The organism is Streptomyces spongiae, from assembly GCF_009377185.1.
Lineage (GTDB): Bacteria > Actinomycetota > Actinomycetes > Streptomycetales > Streptomycetaceae > Streptomyces > Streptomyces spongiae.
In genome coordinates this window covers 15846-41501 of sequence record NZ_VJZC01000002.1, presented here as the reverse complement: position 1 = coordinate 41501, position 25656 = coordinate 15846, and the positions used below count along the sequence as shown (strand labels likewise).

Here is a 25656-nt window from a genome sequence, read left to right as displayed (position 1 = left end):
AGAACCGCACGCCCCCATCCCGCCTACCGTCGCGAGGACGAGTACGCGTGACGGAAGCGGGACACCATGGCAGAGCAGGCACCTGTCGAGCACGACTACCTGGTGGTGGGGGCTGGTTCGGCCGGCAGCGTCGTCGTCAGGCGGCTGCTGGACCGGGGGCACTCCGTGCATGTCGTCGAGGCCGGCCCGGCGGACGACGACGAGCGGGTGCACAGCCCGCAGGGCTGGCCGCTGCTGTTCCAGTCCGAGCTGGACTGGGCGGCCATGACCGTGCCCCAGCGGCACGCGAACGACAGGACCCTGTTCTGGCCGCGCGGCAAGGTGCTCGGCGGCTCCAGCTCGCTGAACGGCATGATCTACATCCGTGGTCACCGCGGCGACTACGACGCCTGGGCCTACTCGGGCTGTCCGGGGTGGGACTGGGACAGTGTGCTCCCGCTCTTCAAACGGTCCGAGGACCATGTGGACGGCGAGAGCGACTGGCACGGCGAGGGCGGCCCCCTGCCGGTCAGCCGCATCACCGACCCCCACCCCACCACCACCGCCTTCGTGGAGGCCGCCGTCGCGCTGGGCCACGAGCCCACCGACGACTTCAACGGCGAGCGGATGACCGGCGTCGGTCTCAACCACGCCACGATCCGCGACGGCCGCCGGATGAGTGCCTGGCAGAGCTTCGTCGCCCCGGTCCTCGGCCGATCCGGTCACCCGAAGCTGACCGTCACCACCGGCGCCCGGGTGCACCGCGTCCTGCTCGACGGCGGCCGGGCGATCGGCGTCGAGTACGCCGCCGGGGGCGCCCTGCGCCAGGCGTACGCGACCGCCGAGGTGGTCCTCAGCGCCGGGGTCATCGGTTCGGCCCAGACGCTGCTGCTCTCCGGCATCGGCCCGGCCGGGCACCTGCGCGAGGTGGGCGTCGACGTGACCGCGGACCTGTCCGGGGTCGGCGAGAACCTCCACGACCACCTGCTGGTCAGCAACGTGTACGAGGCATCGCGGCCGCTGCCGCCCGGAAAGGCCAACCTGCTGGAGGGCCAGCTGTACACGTCCACCGATCCCCGCCGTTCGGGCCCCGATCTGCAGCCGCTCTTCCTGCACCTGGTCTACCCGGCCGAGTCGTACCCGGTGCCGGAGCACGGCTACACCATCGCGCCCGGCATCGTCCGGCCGCAGTCCCGGGGCACCCTGCGGCTCGCCTCGGGCGATCCGGAGGCGGCCCCGCTGCTCGACCCGAACGTCCTCGCCGAGCGGTACGACCTCGAAGCGCTCGTCGACGCGGTGGAGCTGTGCCGGGAGATCGGCGGACAGGCGGCCTTCGACGGCTGGCGCAAGGCCGAGGTGGCACCCGGGCCCGAGGCCCGCACCCGGGACGACCTTCGCGCCTACGTGCGCCGGGCCGTCGGGACCTACCACCACCAGGTCGGCACCTGCCGGATGGGCCAGGACGCCCTGTCCGTCGTCGACCCGGACCTGCGTGTGTACGGCGTCGAGGGGCTGCGCGTCGCGGACGCCTCGATCATGCCGTCCATCCCGTCCGGCAACACCAACGCCCCGTCGATCATGATCGGCGAGAAGGCCGCCGACCTCCTCCTCGCCGCGTCCTGAAAGAGGTCGGCCCACGGTCCGTACCCGCCGCCTCCCGGATCTCCGACGCGCTCTGCCCGCACTCCGCGCGCAGGGCGCGGCTGAGGTGTGTGGCGTCGAGGATGCCCCAGCGGGCGGCGATCACGGCCACGTTGCGGTCGACGAGGGCGGGGTCCGCGAGGTCGCGCCGGATCCGCTCCAGCCGCCGGCCGCGGATCCAGGAGGCGAGCGTGACGCCACGCTGTCGCAGCACCTTGTGCAGGTGGCGGACGGAGACGTGGTGGGCGCGGGCCACCGACTCCGGCGAGAGCCGGGGATCGGAGAGCCTGCCCAGGCAGTAGGTGAGGATGCGGTCGCCGAGGTCGTCCGTCGCGCTCACGTCGACCGGCTGTTCCGCGAGTGCCGACAGGACCACGGACACCAGCGCGTCGGCCAGGTGCGGGGCGCCCCCGCCGGTGCACGCGTCCAGGTCGCCGGCGGCGTCCCGCAGCAGTGACGCCGCCAGCCGTCCGCCGCCGCCGTCGGTCGGCACCGCCGACGCCGTGCGGGAGGGGAGCCGGTCGCCGAACGGACCCAGCAGCGTGCGGGGGATGCCGAGCACCACCAGGTCGAAGGGCTCCCAGAAGCGCAGCTCGTAGGGGCGGGTGGTCTCGTAGACGACGAGGTCGCCGGGGCCCGGCAGGCACTGGCGCCCGTCCTGCTCGACGCCCGCGCGCCCCCGTCCGTGTAACGCCACCTTCACCAGCTCGCGGTCGCCGGAGCCGATGAGGGAGGGGGTGCGGCGTACGGTGCACGGCCCTCCGGTGATCCGGGTGACCAGCACGCGGCCGGGCCTGGCGCAGTCCAGGGTGCCGCCCTCGTCGACCGCGCCGGGCCTGATACTCAGGGGCGCGAACACGTCCGAGGCGACCTGTTGGAAACGCTCGGCCCGCTCGTGGGCGCGGGCCGCGGTGTGGGTGTGGGAGACGGTGGTCATGGGGGTGTCTCCTTCCCCTGCGGGCGCGCTCGCACCCCCCTTGGCCGCGGGCGTGTTCGCACCCCCTTGGTGTTACTCCGGCGGCGTCGGTGTGTCGTGCGTGCGGTACATCGCCTGGACGTCCAGCTCCAGTTGGACCGTCGGACCCACCACCGCGATGCCGCGCGCCAGCATCGTGCGCCAGTTAAGGGTGTAGTCCTCCCGGTGCAGCTCCGCCTTGGCCAGGGCCGCGCAGCGCAACTCCTCGCCGTAGCCGCCGTTGACCATGCCCAGGTACGTGGTGTCCAGCCCCACGGACCGGCTCACGCCGTGCATGGTCAGGGTGCCCAGCAGCGTCCACTTGCTGCCGCCCCGGTAGGAGAAGCGGGTGCTGTGGAAGTCGATGTACGGGAAGCGCTCGACGTCGAGGAAGTCCTCCGAACGCAGGTGCGTGTCCCGGGTGTTGTTGCCGGTGTTGATGCTGGAGGCGTCGATGCGCACGTGGACGCGGGACTCGGACACGTCCTGCATGACCTGGATGCCGCCCTCGAACCGTTCGAAACGGCCGTGCACATGGGCCATGCCGACGTGCTTGGCGATGAAGCGGATCGCCGTGTGCGGCGGGTCGAAGAGCCAGGTGCCCGCGTTCGGGAGTTCGAGCTGACGGGCCGTCTGGAGCCACACGCGCTGCGGGGCCGGGCCCGCGTCCGCGACGACGTCGACGGTCTCGCGGTGCGGTTCCAGACCCTCCGCCACGATCAGCAGGCTGTAGTTGCCGGGCGGCAGGACGGCCGTGAAGAAGCCGTACGGGTCCGTGGTGCCGCGTGCCGCGACCCGGTGGCTGCGCAGTTCCATCACCGTCACATCGGCGCCGCCCATGGGCTGGTTGACGGGGTCGAGGACCTCGCGGACGACGACACCCGCGCCGGCCGGTACCGGAAGTGCGCGGCCTGCCGCGCCTCCGGAGACACCCTTGAGTCGCCGCCGGAGCAGTCCGAGGGCCATGAAGTTCACCTTTCAGTTTTCGTTCAGCAGTTCACGGTGGCACAGGCCTGGGCGGCGGGCCCGGCCGGGGCGGTCACGACGACCGCGGTGCCCGGCCCTCGTACGCCGCCTTCAGTAACTCCAGCACGCCGTCCACCGTGATTTCGCGGGGGTTGGGGTACGCCTGGCCCGCGGTCTGCCCCGCCGCCACCGTCAAGTCGGGCTCGGTCAGGCCGAGTTCGGCGAGGGAGCGGGGTGCGCCCAGGCGGGCGGAGAGGTTCCACAGGGCGAGCGCGGGGTCCTCGGTACCCAGGGCGCGCGCCAGGGCGGCCATGGCCTCGGGGGCGGCGGGCGCGTTGAAGGCGAGGGCGTACGGCAGGACCACGGTGTGCGTCTCGGCGTGCGGCATACCGAACGTGCCCCCGAGGACATGGCACAGCTTGTGGTGCAGGCCCATGGTGGTGGCACCCAGCGCGGCACCGCACAACCAGGCCCCGTACAGGGCGCGCCCGCGCGCGTCCGGGTCCGCGGGATCGGCCGCCAGCCCGGGAAGGGCGTGGGTCATCGCCCGTGCGCCCTCCTCGGCCGTCAGCGAGATCAGCGGCGAAGCGTCCGGCGCGTACAGTGCCTCGGCGGCGTGTGCCACCGCGTTGATGCCGCTCGTCACGGACAGGCCCACGGGCATCGACAGGGTGAGGTCAGGGTCGTAGACCACACTGCGCGGCAGCACCGACGGATCACGGCCCGTCCGTTTGACGCCCTGGTCGGTCAGGCCCCAGACCGGGGTCATCTCGGAGCCCGAGTACGTCGACGGCACGGCGATCAGCGGCAGACCGGTGCGCAGGGCGACGGCCTTGCCGAGGCCGATCGCGGAGCCGCCGCCGACCGCCACGCAGCCGTCGGCGCCCGCGGCCCGCGCCACCTCGACGGCCCGGTCGGCTACCTCCACGGGCACGTGCATACGGGCCTCGGCGTGCAGCCCGGCGCAGGCGTCACCCAGGGAGTCCGCCACCGCCCGTGCGGTGGCCTCGCCCCGGGGACCGCACACGACGAGCAGCCGCCGCAGTCCGAGCCGGTGCGCCTCGTCCGGCACCGCGCTCACCGAGGCTCCGGGGCGGAAGACGACCCGCATCGGCCGGGTCTCGTGGACGAACTCCCTCACGACCGCTCCTCGCCCAGGACGAGGTCGAAGCGTGCGTGCCGGAACGGGTTCGGAACGTCGAACTCCCGTGCCAGGGCCGGGTCGTCGGTTTCGGCGAAGTCCTGGACGAGGCTCTTCTTGACCGCGAACACCGCGTCCGAGTCGAGGTAGTCGGTGCCCGCCACGAAGATGTGCGTGGTGACCGGCGCGTACCCCTCGGCCGAGGCGATGAAGTGGATGTGCGCGGGTCGGTAGGGGTGCCGTCCGGTCGCGCGCAGCAGGTCGCCGACGGGGCCGTCGGTGGGGATCGGGTACGGGCTCGGCACGCACGTACGGAACCAGAAGCGGCCCTCGGCGTCCGCCGTGAACAGCCCGCGCCCGTTGCCCGGCGGCTGGACGTCGGGCTGCTGCACGTCGTAGTAGCCCTCGGCGTTCGCCTGCCAGACGTCGAGGACGGCGCCCGGCAGCGGCGTGCCGTCGGCGGACCGCACCCGGCCGCTGACCACGCACGGCTCGCCGCCGCCGACCAGGTCGAGGTCCGCGCCGAGCTCCCGGACGGGCGACTCGGTCATGTGGAACGGGCCGAGGACCGTGGACTCCGTCGCCCCGGTCCCGGCACGGTCGGCGTTGAGCGTCTCGACGAGCATCGAGACGCCGAGCACGTCCGACAGGAGGATGAACTCCTGCCGCGTGTCCGTGCAGGTCTGTCCGGTCCTCGTCAGGAAGCCGATGACCTGCTCCCACTCCGCCGTGGTCGGCTCGGTCTCGCGGACGAAGTCGTGGAGGTGACGGACGAGGGCGCCGAGCACCTCACGCAGCCGGGGGTCGGTGGTGCCCTCGACGCTGTCGACGACGGCCTCGGTGATGTCGCTGGTGAATGCGGTGCTCATGCGGCTCCCCTGGTCCCGCGGGTCTTCCCGCCTTTGCCCATCAGGTCTTCCCGCCTGTTCCCGTCAATTCTCTCCGCCCGTTCCCGTCAGGCATGTCCGAGGATCCGTCGCACCGCCTCGGTCAGCAACCTCTCGGCGTCCCCGGTGGACGCGGCCGCCGTGGCGTGCCGGAAGGCGACGTACCCGTCCGGCCGTACGAGCAGGGCTCCCCCGTCGGCCACCTCGCTGAGCCGGGCCCAGTCGCCGTAGGGGTCCTCGTACTGCTGCCCGGGCCCGATGACGACGGTGGCGATCTCCAGGTCCTGGGCCGCGGCCGCCCGCGCCCAGCTTTCGCCGCCGATGCCGGTGACCAGGGTGAAGCGGCCCTGTCCGACGGTGTCGAGCGTGGACAGGGTGCGCGTGCCGGAGGTGATCCAGGCGTGCGGGAGCTTGGCGCCGGGGCGGGAGGTGGGCTGGTGGTACAGCTCGGGGTCGCGGTCGAAACCGGGGTCGTCGGTGCCGTCGGGGACGATCGCGGCGGAGCCTTCCGCGGGATACCGCTGGTTGAGGTCGACGCCGTGCGCGTTGAACTCGTACACCTTGAACGCGATCGCCTCACGCAGCTTCGCGCGCTGCTTCTCGGCCGCCTCGGTGTCCTCCTTGCGGGCGGCGATGTTGGCCCACAGCTGCTCGGGGGTCTGCGGGGAGAGCCCGTCGAGCGCCTCGAAGATCGGGGCGGTCTCGCCGATGGACTTGTTGGCGCGGGTGACGATCTGCCTGCCGATCGGGGCGCGCTCGGCGGTGTAGGAGTCGAGGAGCTTCGGGGACGCCGTGCCGTCGAGGACGAGCTTGAGCTTCCAGGCCAGGTTGTAGGAGTCCTGGATGGAGGTGTTGGAGCCGAGGCCGTTGGACGGCGGGTGACGGTGCGTGGCGTCGCCGGCGCAGAAGACACGGCCGTCGGAGTAGGTCTCCGCGTACATCTCGTTGACGGTCCAGGCCGAGGACGACTTGACGGTCACCGGGATCTCGTCGTCGCCGACCAGCTGGCGGACGACGGACTCGGCGTACTCGGTGGTCAGGTCGGGGGCGCCCGCGGTGACGTCGTACCCCCAGACGATCAGCCACTCGTTCCAGGGCCGCACGCACCGGACCAGACCGGCGCCGATGCCGCCGACGGTGGCGCCGGGGGCGAGCACCCAGTAGAGGGTGGACGGCCGGTGAGCGGTGTACTTGCTCAGGTCCGCGTCGAAGACGATGTTGATGCTGCCGGCCACGCCCATCTGGCCGCCCATCGGCAGCCCGGCGTCCTCGGCGACCTGCGAGCGACCGCCGTCGGCGCCGATGAGGTACTTGGCGCGGATGGTGTACTCGTCGCCGCGCAGCCGGTCCTCGACGGTGACCGTCACCCCGTCGGAGTCCTGGACGAAGCACTTGTAGACCGTGCTGAAGCGCAGGTTCGTGCCGCGCGCCACCGCCGCGTCGACGAGCACGGGCTCCATGAGGTGCTGGGGCATGTCGCACATACGGGTGGGGCTGGCCAGGTCGTGCGCGGCCTGCACGAGGGGGTCGTTGCCCCAGGAGCGGACCCGGCCGAGCTCCTCACCGGCGAGGCTGGTGCAGAAGGTCGTGTTGCCCATCAAGTGCTGCGGCGTGGCCTTCGCGACGACCTCGTCCTCCACGCCGAGGTCGCGCAGCACCTCCATGGTGCGCTGGTTGGTGATGTGGGCCCGGGGCGTGTCGGCGAGGCTCGCGTAGCGGGTGACGACGATGTTCGGGACGCCGTAGGTGCTCAGCGCGAGTGCGGCGGACGCGCCCGCGGGGCCACTGCCGACGATCAGTACGTCGGTCACGACATCGGGCTCGACGGTGTGCACGGGAAACGCTCCAGGGAATGAGAACAGGGGCCGGAATGAGAACAGGGCCGACCGTTCAAGATCATGGAGCGGTGCGTGGGAGCGTGGGTGTCTCAATTAGAGACAGTGGGAGACAGGGTGTGCGCAGGGACGCGATGGCGCACGTACTGGGTACGCATGGGTACGCGGCGGTGGAGGTTTTTGTTCACGAGGGTGAGCGCGGGGCCGCGCGGGCGGTTGTTGCTGATTCAACCGCACCCGGTACGGTGAGTGGCGTTGTGACCACCACAGAGCACCCCTCCGTCCGCCCCGGCCTCGCTGCGCTGCGCAGGGCCCGCGAGCTGTTCCTGACGGGGCATGAGCTGCCGGACGACGTACCGGCGGACGTCGCCGCCGCGTGGAAGCGCGCCCGGTTCTTCGGTGTGCGGCACGACGTGACCGACTCGGCACCGGAGGCGCCACGGCCTCCTGCACGACCGGCCGAGTCCGCCCTCCTCACCGCGGCCCGGCCGGTGCTCGAACGGATCGCCCCGGCCCTCGGTACCGGGCAGGGGGCGCTCGTGCTCACCGACGAGCGGCTGCGGGTGCTGTGGGCCGCCGGCTGCGCCGCGGACGACGCGCGCTGCCGTGACCTCTCCGAACAGGAGGTCGGCCACAACAGCGCGGCCCTCGCGCTGCACACCCGCCGCCGCGCCGAGGTGCACGGCCCGGAGCACTTCCTCGATCTGTGGCAGGACGTCTCCGCCGTCAGTGTGCCCGTGCTGGCGCCCGAGACCGGACAGACGCTGGGCACGGTGACGGTGGCCTCGGAGCTCCGCACCGAGTGCACTCCGCATCCGGGGGCCCCGCTCGCCGAGGCCGCGGCGAGCGCCGTCGAGGCGGAACTCCTCGCCCGGTCGCGGGCAGCGGAACGTGTGCTGCTGGACGCGTACCTCCGGGCGGTACGCGAGCACGGGCACGCGGTCGTCGCCCTCGACGGACGCAACCGCCTCGTCAGCGAGGCCGCGGGGCAGTTGTTGTCACCGGAGGGGCTGGAGGCTCTGGAGCGGACCACGGTCGCGTTGCTGCGGGACGGGGGCCGCAGCGAGGCGCGGAGGGAATTCGAGGGCGATTCGGGTACTGCTGCGAGGCCCGCGGAAGAGGCGGCATCGGGTACAGGTGCGGGTACCGCGCCCGGCAAGGACAACGACTCGGCTGCGGTGGCCGGCTCGGCGTCCTCGTCCTCGTCCTCGTACCGCGTTGAGCTCCCCGACGGCGCGGACTGTTCCGCGACCGTCGCCCTCGTCCCGCACCTGGGCTCCGTCATCGGTGCGGTCGCCGTGCTGGAGCCGGTGGGGCGGGTGCCCGTGGCCTCGGCCGGGCGAACCGCCGTGGCGCTGGCCGGGCGGTCGGTGCCCTGGCGACACGCGGTCGGCCGGGCGACGGAGTTGGCGCTGACCCCGGAGCCCCTGCTGCTCGTCGGCGAGCGCGGCACCGGGAAGACCTCGCTCGCACGGGAGTTGGCCGCGAGGCCGTTGGTCGTCGACGCGGCGGAAGGTGAACTCGGCGCCGAGATCGGCGGGTTGGCGGACGGCCACCCCCTCCTCATCCGGCATGTCGAGCGTCTCGCGCAGCCCGACGTGGCGGCCCTCAACTCGCTGCTCGACACGCGTCCGGGCGTACCCCTGCTGGTCACCTACACCCCCGGAGCACCTCCGGGCCCGTGTCTCCAACGGCTCCTGGACACCCTGGCCGCCCGCTCGGTCACCCTCCCCGCTCTGCGCGAACGACCGGAGGACATAAGGGAGTTGCTGCCCGCCCTGCCTCCCCGGCCCGCGCCGGGACAGCCACCGCTCACCTGGACACTGGACGCGCTGCGCGCCCTGGAGCAGCATCCGTGGCCCGGAAACGTCACCGAACTCACCCACCTCGTACGGGCGTTGGCCGAGACCCGCCGCGCGACGGGTCCCGTCCGGCGCACCGAGCTGCCGGACCCCGTGCGGGAGGGGCCCGCGACCCGGCCTCTCAGTCCGATGGAGCATGCCGAGCGCACCACCATCCTGGAGGCCCTCCGTCTCCATGGCGGCAACAAGGCCCGCGCCGCGGCGGCCCTGGGCATCGCCCGCGCCACGCTGTACCGGAAGCTGCGGGGGTACCGGGACTGAACGCCTGGCGGGAACAGCTGGACACCACGGGCTGTGCCGAACGAGGCTGACCTCATGGAGCTCGCTTTCACCGGCAAGGTGATCGAATGGCGCGGACCGGCCCCGTACTACTTCGTCCCCGTACCGGACATGGAATCCGCCGACATCCGCGAGGTGGCCACGATGGTCACGTACGGCTGGGGAGTGATCCCCGTCGAAGCCAGGATCGGCGAGGTCGTCTTCGAGACGTCGCTCTTCCCCAAGGACGGCGTCTACCTCCTGCCGCTCAAGGCCGCCGTACGCAAGCCGCAGGGGCTCTCGGCGGGTGACGACGTGACGGTGGAGATGACCGTCCGTATCTGACGTGTCGCCCACACCGGCTCCGGTCCGGTGCGGAGCTCATCGGCTATGGCCCTTCCCGGGGGCGCGGGTGGTGAGTTCCTCGAACGCGGGGGCGTCGCCGTCGCGGACCCGGGTCCAGGCGCGGGCGAAGAGGTCCGCCACCGACGTCATGGGTACGGCCGGTTCGTAGTCGGTGATCGGGTAGAGCTGTCGCTTCCATGCCTCGACGGGCAGTGAGCCGCTCGTGAAGCCGAGCCATGCGCCGGGGAGGAAGAGGCCGCGTCCGGCGCGGGGGCGCTTGGCCTCGACCACCAGGTCGGTGGCGGCGAGTTCGGCGCGGGCCTGCTTCATCCGGGCCGGCTTCCAGCCGGTCCAGCGGACGCAGTTGCGGTCGGTCGGGTCGGGGAGGGCGAGCAACTGGAGGTAGTGGGCGGCCGCGTCGGCGCCGAGCCCGAGGACCGAGGCGACCTCGGTGACCAGGTCCGGCGCGGACAGAGTGGGGTCCTGTGCCCAGCCGTGCGGTGTGCCCGGTCCGTGGCCGACTGCCACGGCGCCTGCCAGGTCGTCGCCGAGGACGGCGCGTATCCCCTTCGTCGCAAAGCGGTCCTGGTCGCCGCCTGATTCGAGCAGTTCGAGGACCGGGTCGTCGGCGCCGGTGAGGCCGGCGGGGCGCAGGACTGCCTTCTCCTCACCGAAGCGTGCGGTGTACAGCACGATGGCCTCGCCGACCCGGGTCAGACCGTCCGGCCCGGCACCGCCGGTCTCGGGCATACCGTGGGCCTCGCGGATCAGACCGCGCACCCGGACACCGATGAGGTCGAGCAGCAGGTCGGGATCCGACAGCCGGTGGCGCAGTGCCTCCAGACCGGCGGCCAGCACCGGCCGCACCGGATGGCCGTGGGGCAGGTTGTAGGCGAGGACGGCCAGATCCTTCGCCGCCCTGTTGCACACGTGCCGGTGGGGTATCGCGGAGGGGTCGTCGGCGACGAGTTCGCCGTCCGCCACCCGCAGGGTGGTGGTGCGGTGCAGCCAGGCGGTGCGGGACGGGTTGAGCAGGCCGTCGACGATTTCCCCGCGGACCCTGTCCGCGAGTTCCTCGGGCACGCGGACGAGGTCGCCGAAGGTGTCGGACCAGCAGCGGGCGGCAGCGGCGAGGTCGGGGCCGTCCCTCCACAGCCGTTCGGCGTCTTCGGGCAGCAGGGCGGTGAGCAGTGCCAACGTGTGGTCGTCCCCGAGGGAGTTGAGCAGCTCTTCGCCGAGCTCCGCCTGGCGGAAGGTCAGACCGATGGCGGTCAGTTGCGGGGTGATGGCCGTCTCCGACGGCAGACCGCCCAGCAGCAGCGCGGCCTGGGCGGGGCCGAGGCCGCCGCCGGTGGCGGCGACCAGTTCGCCGACGGCCTGGGGCCGCCAGGGAACCGGGCCCCGCTCGCGGACGAGTCCGGTCAACGCGGTGATCCGGCTTGCCGGGAGGCCGGGGGTGCGGCGGCGCTCCTTGTGCACGGTGAAGTGGGCCACCGCGCCGAACTCGCCGGACGGGTCGTGGTCGAGGGCGAGCCACTGCATCTCACGGTCGTCCCGGCCCACCTCGCGCTGGATCACCACCGTGCGGTCGCCGTGGCGCAGGACCTGCCCGGCCCGCTCTCCGGAACCCGCCCTGGGCTCGCGGAGCACGACCTCGCGCAGCGGGCTCCCGGGATCGGCCAGCGGCCCTTCGGTGATCGCGTCGAGGAGCAGCAGCAGTGCCTCCCTGCGTTCGGGCCCGATGCCGGGGGCCGTGGCGCGCCAGGCCAGGGGCGCCGTCGTGTCCAGGGCCCCCAACCACGGAGGGACGACTCCGGGAACGGTCCGCGCGTCACTGGTCCAGCCGTCGATGAGATGCGCGAGCACCTCCGGTTCGGGCAGGGCGATGCCGTCGGCGGGCTTCGCGGACAGGACGTGGTTGACCGCTCGGATGTGCCGCAGGACGGTCCATTTCCCCTCGAAGGCGTGCCACCCGTACGTCCTCTTCGCCGCGATGTTGACGAGGGCGTGGCAGATCGCCGGGTCGGACCCGTGCTCCGGTTCGTAGTCGGGATACATGCCCTTGAGATGCCGGGGCGGTGCCTCCTGTGGCTGTCGGGCGGCGACGAACTCCGCGGTGTCCGCCGCGTGGGCGCTGAAGGCACGCACGATCGAGGCCACCCCAGCGAGCAGCGAGGGGTGGGTGACGTCGGGCAGACAGCGGGCCACGGCGCTCTGCGCGACTTCGTCCGGAGTGGGGCCGGTGTACCGCAGCGACCGGGCCTCGGCGGTGGCCGCCTCGGCGCGCTGCGCGGCCAGTGCCTCGGTGGTCGCGCTCAGCAGGGTCGCGGCACTTTCCGTGGTGAGGGCGCGCAGCGCCAGCGATCCGCGCTCGTCGCGGGGGACCAGTACGTGCCAGAACGGCACCGGCGGCACGAACCGGGTGCCGGCGGCGAACTCACCTCCCGGCTCCTCGATGGTGACCGTCCCGAGGTCCCCGATCGGCCCGCTGTCGGCCGAGTACAGGGTGACCGAGCGGGGGTGTTTCTGGCCCGCCACGGGTCCGGAGCCGCCCGGGAGCCGCAGGGTGCCCAGCGGTACGCTCCCGGTGCCGGACGGCAGTGAGGTGGTACGGCCGTCGGGGGTACCGACGGTGATGACGGCCTGCGCGCCCGTGCCGGACCTGTGGACCCTGCGTCCGAGGATCCTGCCGTCGGTGCCGAACGGGGTGTTCTCGAGGCCGGGCAGCAGCGGCAGCAGTTGGCAGCGCTCGGGCAGCAGCGTCGTACCGTCGCCGGTGTCTTCGGCGCCATCTGCGTCGCCTGCGTCGCCTGCGTCATCGGCGTCGCCGGTTCCGGAGCGTAGGAACGCCGGCAGCGAGGGCCCGCCGTCGGCGCCGGTGAGTGGGTCGTGCTCCACCCAGTACGTCTCGTCGTCGTTCCGGACCAGTGCCCAGTAGCCCGTGCCGTCGCCCAGGAGCGGGCGGCTGGTGGGCACCGCGTGGTCACCGGCACGCAGAGTGCCGCCGCCGGTGGCCCGACCACCGCCGGGCAAGGGCAGAGACGGGATCTTCGGCTCGAACTTGAGCCTGGTCCCGAAAAGCTGCTCGCCTTGGAGGGCGAAGGCATGATCGGGACGGCCGGACCAGTAGGTGTTCGCCCGGTAGGACTCCCAGTTGACGAGGAGTTCACCGTCGGCCCACCGGAAACCCGGACGCACAAGCCGGCCCTCCACCGGTATCCGCAGATCGTGCTCCAGCAGTATCCGGTCGGGCCCGACCACGACCGCCTTGCCCTCGCGGGCCAGGATGAGGGCGGGCCACGCCTCCTGGACGACGAACCAGGTCGTGGACGTGTCGACCTCGCCGATCCGGTCGAGCGCCTCCTCCAGGGCGGGCCAGCCGAGTTCGTCGAATATTCCGGTGCGCAGGGTGCGCAGAAGCAGCTGGGCCAGGTCGTGCGCGGCGACCGCCTCGAAGGCGTCGGGATCGACCCGGGCGGGGACCTTGCGGAACCGCTGCAGTGTTCCCAGCGCGGCGCGGGAGCCGGGAAGCCCGACGGCCCCGACGAACTCCGCGGCCCGGTCGGCGAGCACGTCGTGCAGGAGCGGACGCAGCACCGGGTGGTCGGCGAGGGTGTCCAGGGCCGACGGCGTGAGCCTGGAGAGGTCCGCCGATCCGAGGGCGTCGTACAGCATCGGCCGGAAACGCCGGTCGGTGGCGACCGCGGCCAGGTCGCGGGCGCCGGTGCGTGGTTCCTGCAGCCAACGGTCCAGGGGCAGGCCGATGGTGGTGTCGCCGCACGGGACGGTCAGCGGGACGCCGGCGGTCAGGCAGAGGTCGAGCAGGTCGATGTCGACGGTGACGTCGGGGCCGTAGCCACGTTGCGGGATGAAGAGGTCGACCGGCCGGGCGTCGACGAGCAGCCGGGGCACCATGCGTTGGACCAGGGCGAGGGTGGCCGAGGAGTCGTCGGGGGCCTTGCCGCGATGACGGTGCCGCTCCCAACGGCTCAGCCAGTCCGCCGGGGTGATGCCGCCGGTGTGCGGATGTCCGGTCGGGGTATCGGTTGGGGAGCCGCCCGAGACACCGGCCGCAGAATCGGCCGACACACCCACCGCGGAATCCGCCAAGGCATCGGCCGGAGAGTCGGCCAAGGAACCCACCTCAGAAACCACCGCCCCACTGGCCGGTGCGCCGGTCAGCAGGGCCTCGGCTCCGGAGTCGGCGAGCAGCTTCAGCCAGCTCTCGCCGGAGGCGATGTCGTCCCCGATGCCCAGCGGCAGGAACTCCAGCAGCCGGGCCCGGACCGCCGGATCGTGGCGGCCGAGGTCGACGAGGGTGGCGCGATAGTCGGTCCAGAACGAGGCGGGCGCCCGGACCACGGTCGGGGAGGCGAGCAGGTCGGCGACGAGGGACCGCTCCGCCTCGGCGCGATCGAGTCCGGCGGCCTTGATCAGGGCGCGGGCGTCCTTCGGCAGGGAGGCGTAGGGCGGTAAGCCGGCCTCGCAGCGCTCGACGATGAGCCGGCTGAACCGCGACCATGCCTCGGCAGGGCCCAGCCGTTCGATGAGGTCACGGCCGTATTCCTTGAGAGCCTTGACGGGCAGGGCACCGGCGAAGGCGAACTCCAGGAAGACCGCGCGCTGCCGCTCCTCGTCGACGTCCAGTGCGTGGGCGCGCTCGGCGGCCCGTGCCCTGCCGAAGAACATCGCCGCGTACGTGGTGTTGTCGTGCCGGATCCAGATCCGGGCGACCTCCTCGTAGTAGGTCGGCAGGAAGTGCGGGACGGCAGCGCTGAGGCGCTCGCCGAGGGACTCGAAGCCGTCCTTGGCCGCACCGGGGCGCGGTCCCGCCAGCCTGGCGAGCCGTTCGATGTCCTTGACCAGGGCGAGCGCGTGATGCCCGTTGGCGGGGTCGTGGACCAGCGGCCAGGCGGGAAAGCCGAGCGTCTCGCGGCGGACCTGACCGACCTCGGGGACGTCTGCCGGGCGGGTGAGGCCGAGGAACTCCATGACCAGGTCCTCGGCCTCACCGAGGGTGCCCGGTACGAGGCGCACCACGGGCCGGCCGTCGAGCGCCGGATGGGTGTAGGTGCGGGCAGTGAGGACGTCCGCGTCATCGCCGTCCGTGCTGCCGGGAAGCAGGACGGCCCCCTCGTCGAGAAGGGCCGCCGTGGTGTTCCGTTCCGTGGTCATGCCGCCTGCTCCTCGATCTCGGTCTCGCGTCCCGCGTGGAGGGCGGCGGCCATGCGCATTCCCTCCGACCAGGCGACGGGCCCCACTTCCCCGAGCCGGATCACCCGCCCCGCCGTGTCGGTCCAGGTCAGTGGTCCGGTCTCGGTGTCGGTGTCGTCGTCGTAGGGGTCGTAGTCGCCGATCCAGATTCGGGCCTCGACGGTCCGGCCGTCCTCGAAGACCGGGCAGACCGCGTGGCCGCCGCGGATCCGGTAGCCGAGGGAGGCGGCCCTGCCGTGCAGGGAGCGCCGGCCGTCGAAACGGGCACCGGCGTAGGTGTCGACCTGTTCGCCCTCGTCGTCGAGGTCTGTGGGCCGGTGCCACACCTCGCGGAAGAGTTGGCCGGCCTTCTGCTCGACGCCCAGTTCGACGGCGAACTCCCGGAGGTCGTCGAGTCCGTCGAGGAGCACCGGGTGCGGGATCCGGACGAGTCGGGGTGAGATGCGCACCGTGTCGCCGTTGAGGTCGACCAGGCTCAGACCCAGGCCCAAGCCGTCGTGGTCGCGGTCGGCGTCGCGCAGGAAGCCTGCGAACTCACCGTCCTCGTCGGTGATGACCAGGTCGCGGAGTACGGACTGCCAGGACGGGTCCGGCCACACCTGGACGAGGACCGCGACCGGCACCGGCAGCGAGCGCAGCATCCAGCGTTCCACATCGCTCAGGCACTGCCGCTCGTGCTGATCCAGCCACTGCGCCAGCTGCCGCAGCTCCACCACCGCCGGGTCATCCTTCAACTTCGCCGGTAACGACTTCAGGAGACGTCCGGCCGCGTTGCGGCAGACGACCTTTCCACCGTCGAGGGCGACCTCGTACTCGCCCGCCGGAAACCACCCCATGCGCCGTCTCCCCATCGTTCACGCCAGGTGCGCGATCAATCACGTCAGATGCACGATCGGCAGAGGCGGTTCCGGGACGTACCGCGCCCGCTCACGCCGTCTCCGCGATCACTTGGCGAGGACTCTAGGGGCGGCCACTGACAGCGTCGTTCCCCGTGCCCCTATAGTTCCGCCATGCTTCGCGCGCGCCGCCCCACCCCGCACGGCCGGGTGCTCGTCGTCGGGATGGACGGGTTGCGCTACGACCGGCTGACCCGCTCGCCGTCCGTCGCGCCCGTCCTGCACGGTCTGCTGGCCTCGGGCGCCCACGGCACCAGCCTGTTGCCCTACGGCGAGGCGGACGGTCAGGCCGACGACGGGCCGTCGACCAGCATGGCCTACACCGACTCGGGGCCCGGCTGGTCGAGCGTGCTCACCGGGGTGTGGCCCGACCGGCACGGGGTGACCGGCAACGACTTCACCGGTGCCGACTACCTCCGCTATCCCGACTTCCTCACCCGCGCGGCCACCGTCCGGCCCGGTCTGCGTACCGCGGCCGCGGTGTCCTGGGCGGAGCTGGTACGCCGCGGCACGCTCGGCTCCGCCATCGGCCACCTCGCGCACTACGACGGCGACCGCGACGGCTACGGACCCTCGGACGCCCTTGTCGCCGACACTGTCGCACGCCTGCTCACCGAGGACGACCCCGATGCCGTGTTCGTGTACTTCGGCGCCACCGACGAGGCCGGTCACGACACGGGCCCCCTCAGTCCCGCCTACGACCGGGCTCTACTGGACCAGGACGCCCACCTGGGGCGCCTCCTGGAGGCGATAGAAGCCCGCCGCTCCCGCGCCGACGAGCACTGGACCGTGCTGGTCACCACGGACCACGGCCATCTCGACGGCGGCGGCCACGGCGGCGACACCCCTGCCGAGCGGGAGGTCTTCGTGATCCTCGCCGAACCCGGAACGCCGGGCGGCACGTGTCTCGACGGTCCGCGGCTCGTCGACATAGCCCCCACGGTCCTGGACCGTCTCGGCATCGACCTCGACCCCGGGTGGCAGCTGCAAGGCCGGGTACTGCCCCGGCACGATTGAAGCAGGTGCCGTACGCCAACTCCGCGGCCACATCCTGGAGTTGCGCTCCGTCGCATTTCTGCCGTTTAGGTCCCGCTACGCGCGCATTCCGAGTATGTTTCCGTTGCGCCCACCGGCCAGGGGGAGGCCATGGATGACGCCCGAAGGACCAGCGCCGCGCGAGCACACCCGCCCGCGGGCACTCGTGTTGCCCACCGCTCAACTCACGAGTGCGGCGATACACGATGTGAGCGCCTCTGACTTAGGGCCGGACGCGTCGCACACGCTGAGTCTCAGGCTGCTCGGGCCGCCCAGTGTGTCCTTCGAGGGGGAGCCTGTCCGACTGTCACCCGGCGCGACCACGTTGTGCGCCTACCTCGCCCTCGCGCCGCCGGAAGGCCGACCACGATCCGTCGCCGCCGCCCATCTGTTCGAGGACTGCTCCGAGCGGCTGGCCCGCCGCCGTCTCAACACCGCGCTGTGGCGTCTCAGGTGCGAGGTTCGGGCCGGTACGGGCCTCGAGATCGTGGGCTGCGACAGCTTGAGGACGGTGGCCCTGAATCCCGATGTTCGCGTCACCACTGACGCGACCAGGTTCCAGGAACTGATCGAGCTGGTCCTGCGGGTACCACCGACCGACCTGGACGAGGCGGACGTCGCCCGCCTGCGCAGCGCCGTGTCCCTTCGCAGGGGCCAGTTGGTGGAGACCTGCCAGGACCACTGGGTCCTGGACACCCGGTGCCGAATCGACACCCTCTACCTTGCCGCCCTCGACCACTTGATCCAGTACTACGGCGCACGTCGTGACGTCCCGGCGATCACCGCGTACGGCGAGCGCGCCCTTGAACTGGAGCCACTCCGTGAGGACTTGCACCGCCATCTGATCTGGGCCTTTGGAAACGCCGGTCGGCTGGATCTGGCGGAGCGGCAGTTCGAGCGGTGTCGGGCCGTCCTTCTCGAAGAACTGGGCGTCGAGCCCATGCCCGAGACGGTGGCCACCTACGCACGGCTGCGCGCCGGAGCCGGCAGCCGGTCGATGGCCTTGGCCCCGCTGATAGCCGAGTTCGAACGAGCCCGGCGGGACGTCGGGCGTCTGGCCGCCGCCATGGACAGAGCACTCGACCAGCTCCGCGGCATGTCCTGACTCCGACCTGGTGTGTCGGCACAGACTCGCTCCGGCCGTGCGTGAGACCGCGGGCCGGAGCCCCCGTATGCGCCCAACCTCCCTGCCTGCCTTGCCCGTTCGAAGGTGCACGCCGGGCAGAACAAGGACACGGTGACGGGCCGGTGATTCACCGTGGTTCTCCCGTGAGTGCGCAACGCCACGCTGAATCACACGAGGGAAAGGTCACCACGTCGTAGGGGGTGCTCGTGATCACCGAGGTCAGCGAAGCCCTGTGTGACGTCATCCACCAGGCCACTCCCGACCACGGAAGCTGGATGGTCCTGCACTCACTCTCCCAGGCCGACAAGGCGCCGCTGCCCGATAAGAAGGGAGTCCTCGCGCTCATCGCCGTCGAGGAGCACGACCACCTGCGCAACCGTCCCCTCACCACAGGCGCGGCCGGACTGGTGCGCGCACCGCTGGCGCTGAAGCTGCACTACCTGGCCACCTTCCTGGGCGACCACGACGAGGCACAGCGCCGGCTGGCCCGGATCGTCCAGGCCTTCCACAGCACGCCGATCCTGCGCCGCCACATGCTCGAACCGCCCCTGGCCGACCAGGTCGAGACCCTCACGATCCGTCTGGTCGGCCCCACCCACGACCAGCGCAACCAGATCTGGGGCGCCCTCGGCCGCCCCGGTCGGCTGGCTGTGTTCTACGAGGTGGACGTCGCGCCGGTCCCGGTGCTGCGGCAGGACGGCGCGGGCCGTGTGGTCGAGCACCGCGTCGAGTACGTGAGGGCGCCGTGAGGATCGCGACGAGCAACACCCGCCTGCGGCACCGTGTACGCCTGGTGCACGCCTCCACGGGCGCACCGATCGGCCCACTCAGCGCCCGGCTCACCGCAGCACGACATGGGTGGGCTGTCCGGACGGTGCCGGACGGCGTGGTCGTCACCGCGCGCACCGACGTTGCCGCCCCGCCCACTCCCCCGCAGCTGGCCGTCACCGTCACGGACGGCGCCCTGGCCCAGCTGCTCGTGTTCCCTCCTGCGCCGGGCCTGCCTCCGCGCACCCTCCTGGTCGAGCTGGACACGGCCGACATCGAGCTGCCGCTGCACCCCGTCCCGATGACCCTGACCGCCACCCTCGTGGCACCGTCCACGGGCGCTCCCCGCTCCGGCCGGACGGTCACCGCCCGGGCCACGAAAGGCCCGGGCCCGAAGCCCGAGATCGCGCTGCCCGAAGTCGCACCCGGCGTCTACGCCTCGGCCCCGGCCGAGTGGACGGCCGCCTTCACCCCCGCGGAGCTACTGGTCGACGGAACGCTGTTGCGCACCGTCTCCATGAACGGGTTGTCCGTGGCGACCCGGATCCGGCTGGTCGACACGACATGAACGATGAGCTGAGGAGGACCCGTGACGTATCAATCGCCCGGCGTGTACATCGAGGAGGTCCCCTCCGGGCCACAGCCGATCGCGGCCGCGCCGACCAGCGTGATGGCGGTCCTCGGCACGACGCGTAAGGGGCCGCTGCTCACGCCGACCCGCGTCACCGGCTGGGGCGACTACGTGCGCACGTTCGGCGCTCCCGCCTCACGCGGCTTCACCGGCGAGTCCGTCTTCGGCTACTTCGAGAACGGCGGGCCGGCGGCCTGGGTGGTCCGGGTGGATCCCTCGACCTCGGCGTCCTGGCAGGTCTTCGACGGGTCCGGGAAGAAGAGCTTCGCCGTCACCGCCGGCTCGCCGGGAGCCTGGGCGACGTCCCTGGGCATCGGCGTACGGCCGGACACCTCGGGAGCCTCCGGTGCCTTCTACCGCGCGGAGACGACGGGCGCCACGGTCTCGGTGACCGCCGGCACGGCCGCCACCCTGCAAGTGCCGTCCACGACGGGGCTACGGCCCGGTGACGCCCTGGTGCTCGTGCCGATCCCCGCCTCGGGAGGCGTGAGCGCGCCGGTGTCCGCGACCGTCGGCTCAGTGACGTCGAACAGCATCGTGCTCACCGCGAGCGGCGCGGCGTCGATGAGTCCCGGGTCGATCGTCGCGAGTGCGTTGGCGAACGACAGCACCACGTTGTTCCTCCCGTCCGGCAAGGGATTCCGCACGGGAGACGTGGTCGTGGCGACCGCGCCCAACGGTGCGCGCGCCGGCGCCCTGGTGACGGACGTCGTCACCGCCGGGACATCGGTCACGCTCACCCTGGCCGCCGCGCCGGGCGCTGTCCCCGGGGCCGCCTTCGTGCTCCGCCGGGCCGACTTTCCGGCTGTCGCGACGGTCACCACCACGCCGACGGGCTCGGTCCCCGCGACCAACGTGGCGATGTCGGCTCTGACCTTCGAGCGCCCTCTCACCGCACCCGTCGCCGCCGATCTGTCGGTCTCCACGCAGGAGAGCGCGGTCGCCCGGATCACGATGCCGGACGGACGCACCGGGGAGTGGACGGGCGGCAACCGCTTCGAGGTGGCGGGCACCACGCCACCGCCGAGCGGGCCCGTCACGGTGAACGCGCCCGTGTCCGCGGTGCTCCTGGCCGACACGGGGTTGAGCATCACCAAGCTCACCCCGGCCGATGTCTCGGCCGCCTACGGTTTCCTGCCCACGGGCGCGAAGGTCACGTACAAGGGAACCGGCGCCACCACGGTCGTCGCCACCCGCACGGCCACCGGCTTCGACCTGGCGCCGTCGCCCGACGCGGCGCACACGTACACCGATGCCGCCTTCACCCTTCAGGCCAACGCGGACACCGGCATCGCCGTCCGGTGTGCTGTCGAGCCGCGGATCGGGGACCGGCTCGCGGTCGACGCGGCCTTCGCACCGATCACCGAGGTCGTGCGCATCGGCGGTGACACCTACGTGCTGCGCTTCGCCACCAAAACGGCGATCGGGAACGCCAACCAGACCCGGTTCGGGCTGTTCGCGGTGCAGAGCGCCTCAGTGGTGGCCGAGCGGTTCGCGCTGTCCGTCACGGTGAACGGCGCCGTCGCCGAGACCTTCGGCGGACTGTCGCTCAGCACCGGCCACCCTTCGTACTTCGCCAGGGACGGCGTGGTGAACGGGACTTCGGCGCTCGTCACCGTCGCTCCGCGGGACACCGCCGCCCCCGCCGTGTCACCTGCGTCCGCGCCGTTCTACGTCACCGCGGACAGTATCGGCGCGGACAGGCCCGCGACCAACGACGACTTCCGCGAGGGCCTGGCCCGGCTCGAGGAGGTGGACGAGCCCGCGATGGTGATCTGCCCTGACCTGGTCACCGTGGAGGATCCGTTGCTGCAGGCCGATCTCGTGGGGCAGGTCGTGACCCACTGCGAGAACTTCCGCCGGTTCGCCGTGATCGACACCCCGAACGTGATCGGCAAACCGGACAAGGCCGACGCGGAGCTCCGCAAGTGGCGTGACACCACACTGTCGTCCACCTATGCGGCGGTCTACGCACCGCACCTGCGGATCGTCACCATCGATCCCGACTCGTCGGACAGGTTCACCACCGTGCCGCCGTCGGGCTTCGTGGCCGGTGTCATCGCGCGGACCGACCGGCTGCGTGGTGTCCACAAGGCTCCGGGCAACGAGACCGTGAGCGGTGCCATCGGGCTGGCCCAGACGTACACCCAGCGTCGGCAGGACCTGCTCAACCCGGGCGGCGTCAACCTCATCCGGGCCTTCCCCGGGCGCGGCACCCGGCTGTGGGGCGCCCGCAACGCCACGGACGACACCGCCTGGCGCTACGTCAATGTCCGACGGCTGTTCAACATGATCGAGACCTCGGTCGACCGGGCCCTGCAGTGGGTGGTCTTCGAGCCGAACACCGCCCAGACATGGATCAGGATCAAGGTCTCCGTGGAGAACTTCCTCGACCAGCAGTGGCGGGCCGGCGCCCTCGCCGGGACCAAGCCCGAGCATGCCTACCGGGTACGCGTCGGGCTGGGCGAAACCATGACCGAGGCCGACATCGACCTGGGGCTGGTGGTCACCGAGGTCGCCATCGCACCCGCCAAACCCGCCGAGTTCGTCGTCGTCCGCTTCAGCCACAAGCGACTGTCCGAGTAGGACGAGTAGGAGTTGACGCATGTATCCCATGACCACCCTGCACTTCGCGGTGAGCTGGGGGGACACACAGCAGACCTCGAGTTTCTCGGAAGTCAGCGGACTGACGATGGAGGCCGAGGTCATCGAGTACCGCGGGGGCGCCGACCCCCAGTTCTCCACCCACAAGCAACCGGGTCTGCGCAAGTTCTCGAACGTCACGATGAAGAGGGGCATCGCCCCCGCCGAGGCCGGCAACGGACTGTTCGAGTGGTACAACTCGATCAGCATCGGCTCCGTGGACCGCCGTGACGTCACGGTCAGTCTCCTCAACGAGGAGCGGGACCCGGTGATGACGTGGAAGATCAGGGAGGCCTGGCCGGTCAAGCTCGAAGGCCCGGGCCTCAAGTCAACCGGCACCGACGTCGCCATCGAATCGGTCGAGTTCGCCTGCGAAGGCATCCTGATCGAGACCCGGTGACCTCATGCTGCCGCTGGCCTCGCCTCTCGTCAGGCCGTTCACCACGGCCCACTTCGTCCTGGCCATCGACGGCCTGGCGTCGGCGAACTTCGCCAAGTGCACCGGGCTGGCCGCGGAGGTCGGCGTGGAGGAGTACCAGGAGGGCGGTGAGAACCGGTTCGCCCACCGCTTTCCCAGCCGGGCCTCGTTCCCAAACCTGGTGCTCAGCCAGGGCGCCTGGCCGGTGCAGGAGTTGTGGGACTGGTTCGCCGAGTTCCACGTCAGCGGGCTGGTCGCCCCGCGGGACGGGAGCGTCACTCTGATGAGCTCCGTCGAGGGGGTGATCGCCCCGGTCCGGGTGTGGGCGTTCACAAGGGGCTGGCCCGCCAAGGTGACCGGCCCGGACCTGGACGCGCAGTCGTCCGCGGCGGCGATCGACGTCATCGAGATCGCCCACCACGGGCTCTCGCTCAAGAAGGTGCTCTGAGATGGCAGAAGGTGCTCTGAGATGGCCGTAGTGATCGGACAGATCGTCACCGAGACAGTGCTGGGCCCCGCACCGGCCGACGTCCCGCCGCCCGGCGAGCCCCGGGGCGAGGCGGACATGGACGTGATCGTGCGCCGGGCGGCCGAGCGGGTACTGGAGATCCTCCGTCGGGAGTGGGACCTGTGAATCGGGAGTGGGACCTGTGAACCTGACCGCGACCCAACTCGCCAAGCTGACCATCGACGCCTACGCGGACATCAAGTTCAAGCAGCCCACCGGCATCCGCTGGCAGGCCCTGCTCAACCCCACCGAGCTGTCCTTCTCGCGCAAGAACCTCTACCAGGCGACGCAGTCCGCGGGGACGTCCGCCCCGCAGCAGTCGTTCAGTGGCGGCGAGCCCGACCAGGTCCAGATCGACCTGCTGCTGGACGGCACCGGCGTGGTCGGCGAGCCCGGGAGCATCGGCCCCCTGCTCGACGCGCTGCTGGAGCTGACGCGGTTTCAGGGCGACACGCACCAGCCGTACTACGTGCACGCCTTCTGGGGGCGGTTCGGGTTCCGCGGGATCCTCACCCAGGCCGACGTCACGTACAAACTGTTCGACCGGGCGGGCGAGCCGCTGCGGGCCACGGTCAAGCTGTCGCTGAAGGAGGCGCTCTCCGCCGAGGAGACGGCCGCGCAGGACCGGCCGTCCTCACCCGACCTCTACCAGACCTGGCTGGTCGAGGACGGAGAGACCCTCGACGCCATCGCCGCCCGGGTGTACGGGGACCCGGCCTACTGGCGTCCGCTGGCCGCCGCGAACCGTCTGGCCAACCCGCGTGGCCTGCGCACGGGCCAGTTGCTCGTCCTCCCACCGCTGGCGGCCGGACGATGAGCCCGGCGGAGCGGGACCGGCCCGCGTTCGAAGTGCGCGTGGCCGACCAGGCGTTGCGACCTCTCGTGGCCGCTGACATCGTCGAACTGGACATCTCCGAGGAGGTGAACCGGCACGGCCGCCTGACGCTGCTCGTCCAGAACTGGGACGCGGACAGCCGCAGTGTGCGGCACAGCGACGACGGCCCGTTCGCACCCGGGGCGGCGATCGCGGTCTCGCTCGGCCACCACTCCCGGCTGACCACCGTGTTCGACGGCGTCATCGCGTCACTGACCACACACTTCCCGCGTGGCGGCCGCCCCGTGCTCCGCGTCGAGGGGCGCAGCAGATCCATCCTGCTGGAACACCCGCCCCGCTCCCGCCAGTTGGCCAATGTCTCCGACGCGGACGTCGCCTCCGCCGTCGCCGCCGACTACGCACTCACCACGGACGCCGCGGACGGCGTCAGCCGTCCCTTCGTGGTCGGCGACCGGCTCAGCGACTGGGAACTGCTCAAGCGCCGCGCAGACGAACTGGGCTGGGTCACCTACGTCCGAGGCGACACCCTCGTCCTGCGCCCGCCCGCACCGAAGCAGCGGCCGATCGCGTTGGACTACACCCGTGACCTCGTCGAGCTGCACCTGACCCAGGACCTGACGCGTGCCATCGGCTCCGCCGTCGGCGTGGCCTGGGACCTGGCCTCGCTCGAAGCCGCCGAGTCCGAGCAGAGTGCCGCCGCGGCGGGCATCGACGTCGGTGGGCGCACCGCGCACGACACCGCCGTGGCCGACTCCGGCTGGCCGTCGCGGGACGAGAGGTGCGCGTCACCGGCCGTGGCCGGATCGGACGAGGCCGACGCCCGCGCCGTCGCCGCACAGCGGAAGGCCGCACTGGCGCACTGCTTCGGGTCCGGCGTCGTGCACGGCGACCCGGCGCTGCGGTGCGACGGCTGGGTGTCGGTCGCGGGTGTCGGCACGCGGATGTCCGGACCGCATTACGTCACCGCGGCCAGGCACCGCTTCACCGCCGGCGGGTATCTGACGGAGTTTCAGCTGGGGTCACCGCCCGCCCTGGTCCCGCCGTCGAGGTCGAGGACCGGCGAAGGTGGCCTCGTACTGGGCGTCGTGGAGGCGCTCGACGACCCGGAGTCGCTGAACCGGGTGAAGGTCCGGCTGCCCTGGCGGGCGGACCACGGAGACGGTGTCTGGGCCAGGACGGCCAACCTCGACGCGGGCGACGGGTACGGCGCCGTCTTCGTCCCGAACGTGGGACAGGAGGTCCTCGTCGGGCTGGTCGACGGTGACGCGGCCACGCCCGTCGTCCTCGGGTCCCTCCACAACGGCACGCAGCGACCGCCCGTCGTGGTGGACGCCGAGACCAACGCCGTCCGTGCCCTGACGACCCCCGACGGCCACGCCCTGCGTCTGGAGGACGGCGACTCGACCGCGGCGAAGCTGCTGTCCGGCAAGGGCCACAGTCTCGTACTCGACGACAAGGACTCCGCGGTTGTCATCACGCACGCCGACTCGGGCAACACCATCCGCTTGTCCGGGGAGGGCATCGAACTCGTCGCGGCGCAGGGCGACATCAAGCTGTCGTCGGCGGCGGGGAGCATCTCGCTCGACTCGCTCAAGCTCCAGGCCAAGGCCTCCGGGCCGTCCACGATCGAGACCTCGGCGACCTTCGGTCTCAAGGCGTCGGGGTCGCTCGCGCTCAATGGCTCACTCATCACCATCAACTAGCAACCGGGGA

The 25656-nt window shown here is 71.8% G+C and carries 20 protein-coding genes; 13 read left to right on the top strand and 7 right to left on the bottom strand.

The features are described from left to right. Positions 1–66 precede the first annotated feature (66 nt). Complete coding sequence (locus FNH08_RS00665; RefSeq protein ID WP_152769234.1) at positions 67–1602, top strand: GMC family oxidoreductase; 1536 nt, start codon at positions 67–69, stop codon at positions 1600–1602. Here FNH08_RS00665 and FNH08_RS00660 read toward each other — a convergent pair. The 5 genes from FNH08_RS00660 to FNH08_RS00640 form a co-directional block, all read right to left on the bottom strand. Then, complete coding sequence (locus FNH08_RS00660; protein ID WP_152769233.1) at positions 1556–2557, bottom strand: AraC-like ligand-binding domain-containing protein; 1002 nt, start codon at positions 2555–2557, stop codon at positions 1556–1558. The two genes, FNH08_RS00665 and FNH08_RS00660, sit on opposite strands and share 47 nt — an antisense overlap. Before the next feature lie 72 nt (positions 2558–2629). Further along, entirely contained in the window at positions 2630–3541 is a 912-nt protein-coding gene (locus FNH08_RS00655) for a YceI family protein (protein WP_152769232.1), read from the bottom strand. A gap of 73 nt (positions 3542–3614) precedes the next feature. Further along, positions 3615–4652 carry a maleylacetate reductase gene (locus tag FNH08_RS00650; protein ID WP_152769270.1) on the bottom strand — a complete coding sequence of 346 codons (1038 nt, stop codon included), beginning with the start codon at positions 4650–4652 and terminating at the stop codon, positions 3615–3617. Positions 4653–4678: 26 nt separating this feature from the next. Beyond that, positions 4679–5551 carry an intradiol ring-cleavage dioxygenase gene (locus FNH08_RS00645; protein WP_152769231.1) on the bottom strand — a complete coding sequence of 291 codons (873 nt, stop codon included), beginning with the start codon at positions 5549–5551 and terminating at the stop codon, positions 4679–4681. A gap of 86 nt (positions 5552–5637) precedes the next feature. Beyond that, positions 5638–7404 carry an FAD-dependent oxidoreductase gene (locus tag FNH08_RS00640; RefSeq protein ID WP_322723396.1) on the bottom strand — a complete coding sequence of 589 codons (1767 nt, stop codon included), beginning with the start codon at positions 7402–7404 and terminating at the stop codon, positions 5638–5640. 257 nt (positions 7405–7661) lie between these two features. Between FNH08_RS00640 and FNH08_RS00635 the strand changes: the two genes are divergently transcribed. Both FNH08_RS00635 and FNH08_RS00630 read left to right on the top strand, forming a co-directional pair. Next, positions 7662–9527 carry a helix-turn-helix domain-containing protein gene (locus FNH08_RS00635; RefSeq protein WP_322723394.1) on the top strand — a complete coding sequence of 622 codons (1866 nt, stop codon included), beginning with the start codon at positions 7662–7664 and terminating at the stop codon, positions 9525–9527. 54 nt (positions 9528–9581) lie between these two features. Beyond that, positions 9582–9869, top strand: a complete 288-nt coding sequence (locus tag FNH08_RS00630) for a DUF1905 domain-containing protein (protein WP_152769230.1) — start codon at positions 9582–9584, stop codon at positions 9867–9869. Between the two features lie 36 nt (positions 9870–9905). Here the strand turns inward: FNH08_RS00630 and FNH08_RS51420 are convergent, their stop codons facing one another. Continuing rightward, positions 9906–15044, bottom strand: coding sequence for a hypothetical protein (locus tag FNH08_RS51420; RefSeq protein ID WP_228033775.1), 5139 nt, complete (start codon positions 15042–15044; stop codon positions 9906–9908). Then, a complete protein-coding gene (locus tag FNH08_RS00620) occupies positions 15041–15919 on the bottom strand; it encodes a DUF4132 domain-containing protein (RefSeq protein WP_152769229.1) in 879 nt (292 codons plus the stop codon). The genes FNH08_RS51420 and FNH08_RS00620 overlap by 4 nt, the downstream gene beginning before the upstream one ends. Before the next feature lie 174 nt (positions 15920–16093). On the opposite strand from FNH08_RS00620, the gene FNH08_RS00615 reads away from it, so the two are divergent. The 10 genes from FNH08_RS00615 to FNH08_RS00575 all read left to right on the top strand — a co-directional run bounded on the left by FNH08_RS00615 (position 16094) and on the right by FNH08_RS00575 (position 25646). Then, complete coding sequence (locus tag FNH08_RS00615) at positions 16094–16996, top strand: alkaline phosphatase family protein (RefSeq protein ID WP_152769228.1); 903 nt, start codon at positions 16094–16096, stop codon at positions 16994–16996. A 226-nt stretch (positions 16997–17222) separates the two neighbouring features. Then, positions 17223–18119, top strand: a complete 897-nt coding sequence (locus FNH08_RS00610; protein WP_322723391.1) for an AfsR/SARP family transcriptional regulator — start codon at positions 17223–17225, stop codon at positions 18117–18119. Positions 18120–18346: 227 nt separating this feature from the next. Further along, positions 18347–18889 carry a DUF4255 domain-containing protein gene (locus FNH08_RS00605; protein WP_152769226.1) on the top strand — a complete coding sequence of 181 codons (543 nt, stop codon included), beginning with the start codon at positions 18347–18349 and terminating at the stop codon, positions 18887–18889. Continuing rightward, a complete protein-coding gene (locus FNH08_RS00600; protein ID WP_152769225.1) occupies positions 18886–19476 on the top strand; it encodes a hypothetical protein in 591 nt (196 codons plus the stop codon). Before FNH08_RS00605 ends, FNH08_RS00600 begins: the two co-directional genes overlap by 4 nt. A gap of 21 nt (positions 19477–19497) precedes the next feature. Then, positions 19498–22125 (top strand): phage tail sheath family protein, encoded by a 2628-nt coding sequence (locus FNH08_RS53380; protein WP_152769224.1) that lies wholly within the window; start codon positions 19498–19500, stop codon positions 22123–22125. A 19-nt stretch (positions 22126–22144) separates the two neighbouring features. Beyond that, entirely contained in the window at positions 22145–22582 is a 438-nt protein-coding gene (locus FNH08_RS00590) for a phage tail protein (RefSeq protein WP_152769223.1), read from the top strand. Between the two features lie 4 nt (positions 22583–22586). After that, a complete protein-coding gene (locus FNH08_RS00585) occupies positions 22587–23048 on the top strand; it encodes a phage tail protein (protein WP_152769222.1) in 462 nt (153 codons plus the stop codon). A 21-nt stretch (positions 23049–23069) separates the two neighbouring features. Next, positions 23070–23234 (top strand): hypothetical protein, encoded by a 165-nt coding sequence (locus FNH08_RS50505; RefSeq protein WP_194238314.1) that lies wholly within the window; start codon positions 23070–23072, stop codon positions 23232–23234. Positions 23235–23250: 16 nt separating this feature from the next. After that, positions 23251–23925: a CIS tube protein gene (locus FNH08_RS00580; protein ID WP_152769221.1), complete on the top strand. Its 675-nt coding sequence runs from the start codon at positions 23251–23253 to the stop codon at positions 23923–23925. Beyond that, positions 23922–25646 carry a phage baseplate assembly protein V gene (locus tag FNH08_RS00575; RefSeq protein WP_152769220.1) on the top strand — a complete coding sequence of 575 codons (1725 nt, stop codon included), beginning with the start codon at positions 23922–23924 and terminating at the stop codon, positions 25644–25646. Before FNH08_RS00580 ends, FNH08_RS00575 begins: the two co-directional genes overlap by 4 nt. Positions 25647–25656: the final 10 nt, after the last annotated feature.

Bases quoted from the DNA above. Each gene is read 5' to 3' on its own strand.
- FNH08_RS00665 (WP_152769234.1), top strand. From the start codon at position 67: ATGGCAGAGCAGGCACCTGTCGAGCACGACTACCTGGTGGTGGGGGCT.
- FNH08_RS00660 (WP_152769233.1), bottom strand. From the start codon at position 2,557: ATGACCACCGTCTCCCACACCCACACCGCGGCCCGCGCCCACGAGCGG.
- FNH08_RS00655 (WP_152769232.1), bottom strand. From the start codon at position 3,541: ATGGCCCTCGGACTGCTCCGGCGGCGACTCAAGGGTGTCTCCGGAGGC.
- FNH08_RS00650 (WP_152769270.1), bottom strand. From the start codon at position 4,652: ATGCGGGTCGTCTTCCGCCCCGGAGCCTCGGTGAGCGCGGTGCCGGAC.
- FNH08_RS00645 (WP_152769231.1), bottom strand. From the start codon at position 5,551: ATGAGCACCGCATTCACCAGCGACATCACCGAGGCCGTCGTCGACAGC.
- FNH08_RS00630 (WP_152769230.1), top strand. From the start codon at position 9,582: ATGGAGCTCGCTTTCACCGGCAAGGTGATCGAATGGCGCGGACCGGCC.
- FNH08_RS51420 (WP_228033775.1), bottom strand. From the start codon at position 15,044: ATGACCACGGAACGGAACACCACGGCGGCCCTTCTCGACGAGGGGGCC.
- FNH08_RS00620 (WP_152769229.1), bottom strand. From the start codon at position 15,919: ATGGGGTGGTTTCCGGCGGGCGAGTACGAGGTCGCCCTCGACGGTGGA.
- FNH08_RS00615 (WP_152769228.1), top strand. From the start codon at position 16,094: ATGCTTCGCGCGCGCCGCCCCACCCCGCACGGCCGGGTGCTCGTCGTC.
- FNH08_RS00590 (WP_152769223.1), top strand. From the start codon at position 22,145: ATGTATCCCATGACCACCCTGCACTTCGCGGTGAGCTGGGGGGACACA.
- FNH08_RS00585 (WP_152769222.1), top strand. From the start codon at position 22,587: ATGCTGCCGCTGGCCTCGCCTCTCGTCAGGCCGTTCACCACGGCCCAC.
- FNH08_RS50505 (WP_194238314.1), top strand. From the start codon at position 23,070: ATGGCCGTAGTGATCGGACAGATCGTCACCGAGACAGTGCTGGGCCCC.
- FNH08_RS00575 (WP_152769220.1), top strand. From the start codon at position 23,922: ATGAGCCCGGCGGAGCGGGACCGGCCCGCGTTCGAAGTGCGCGTGGCC.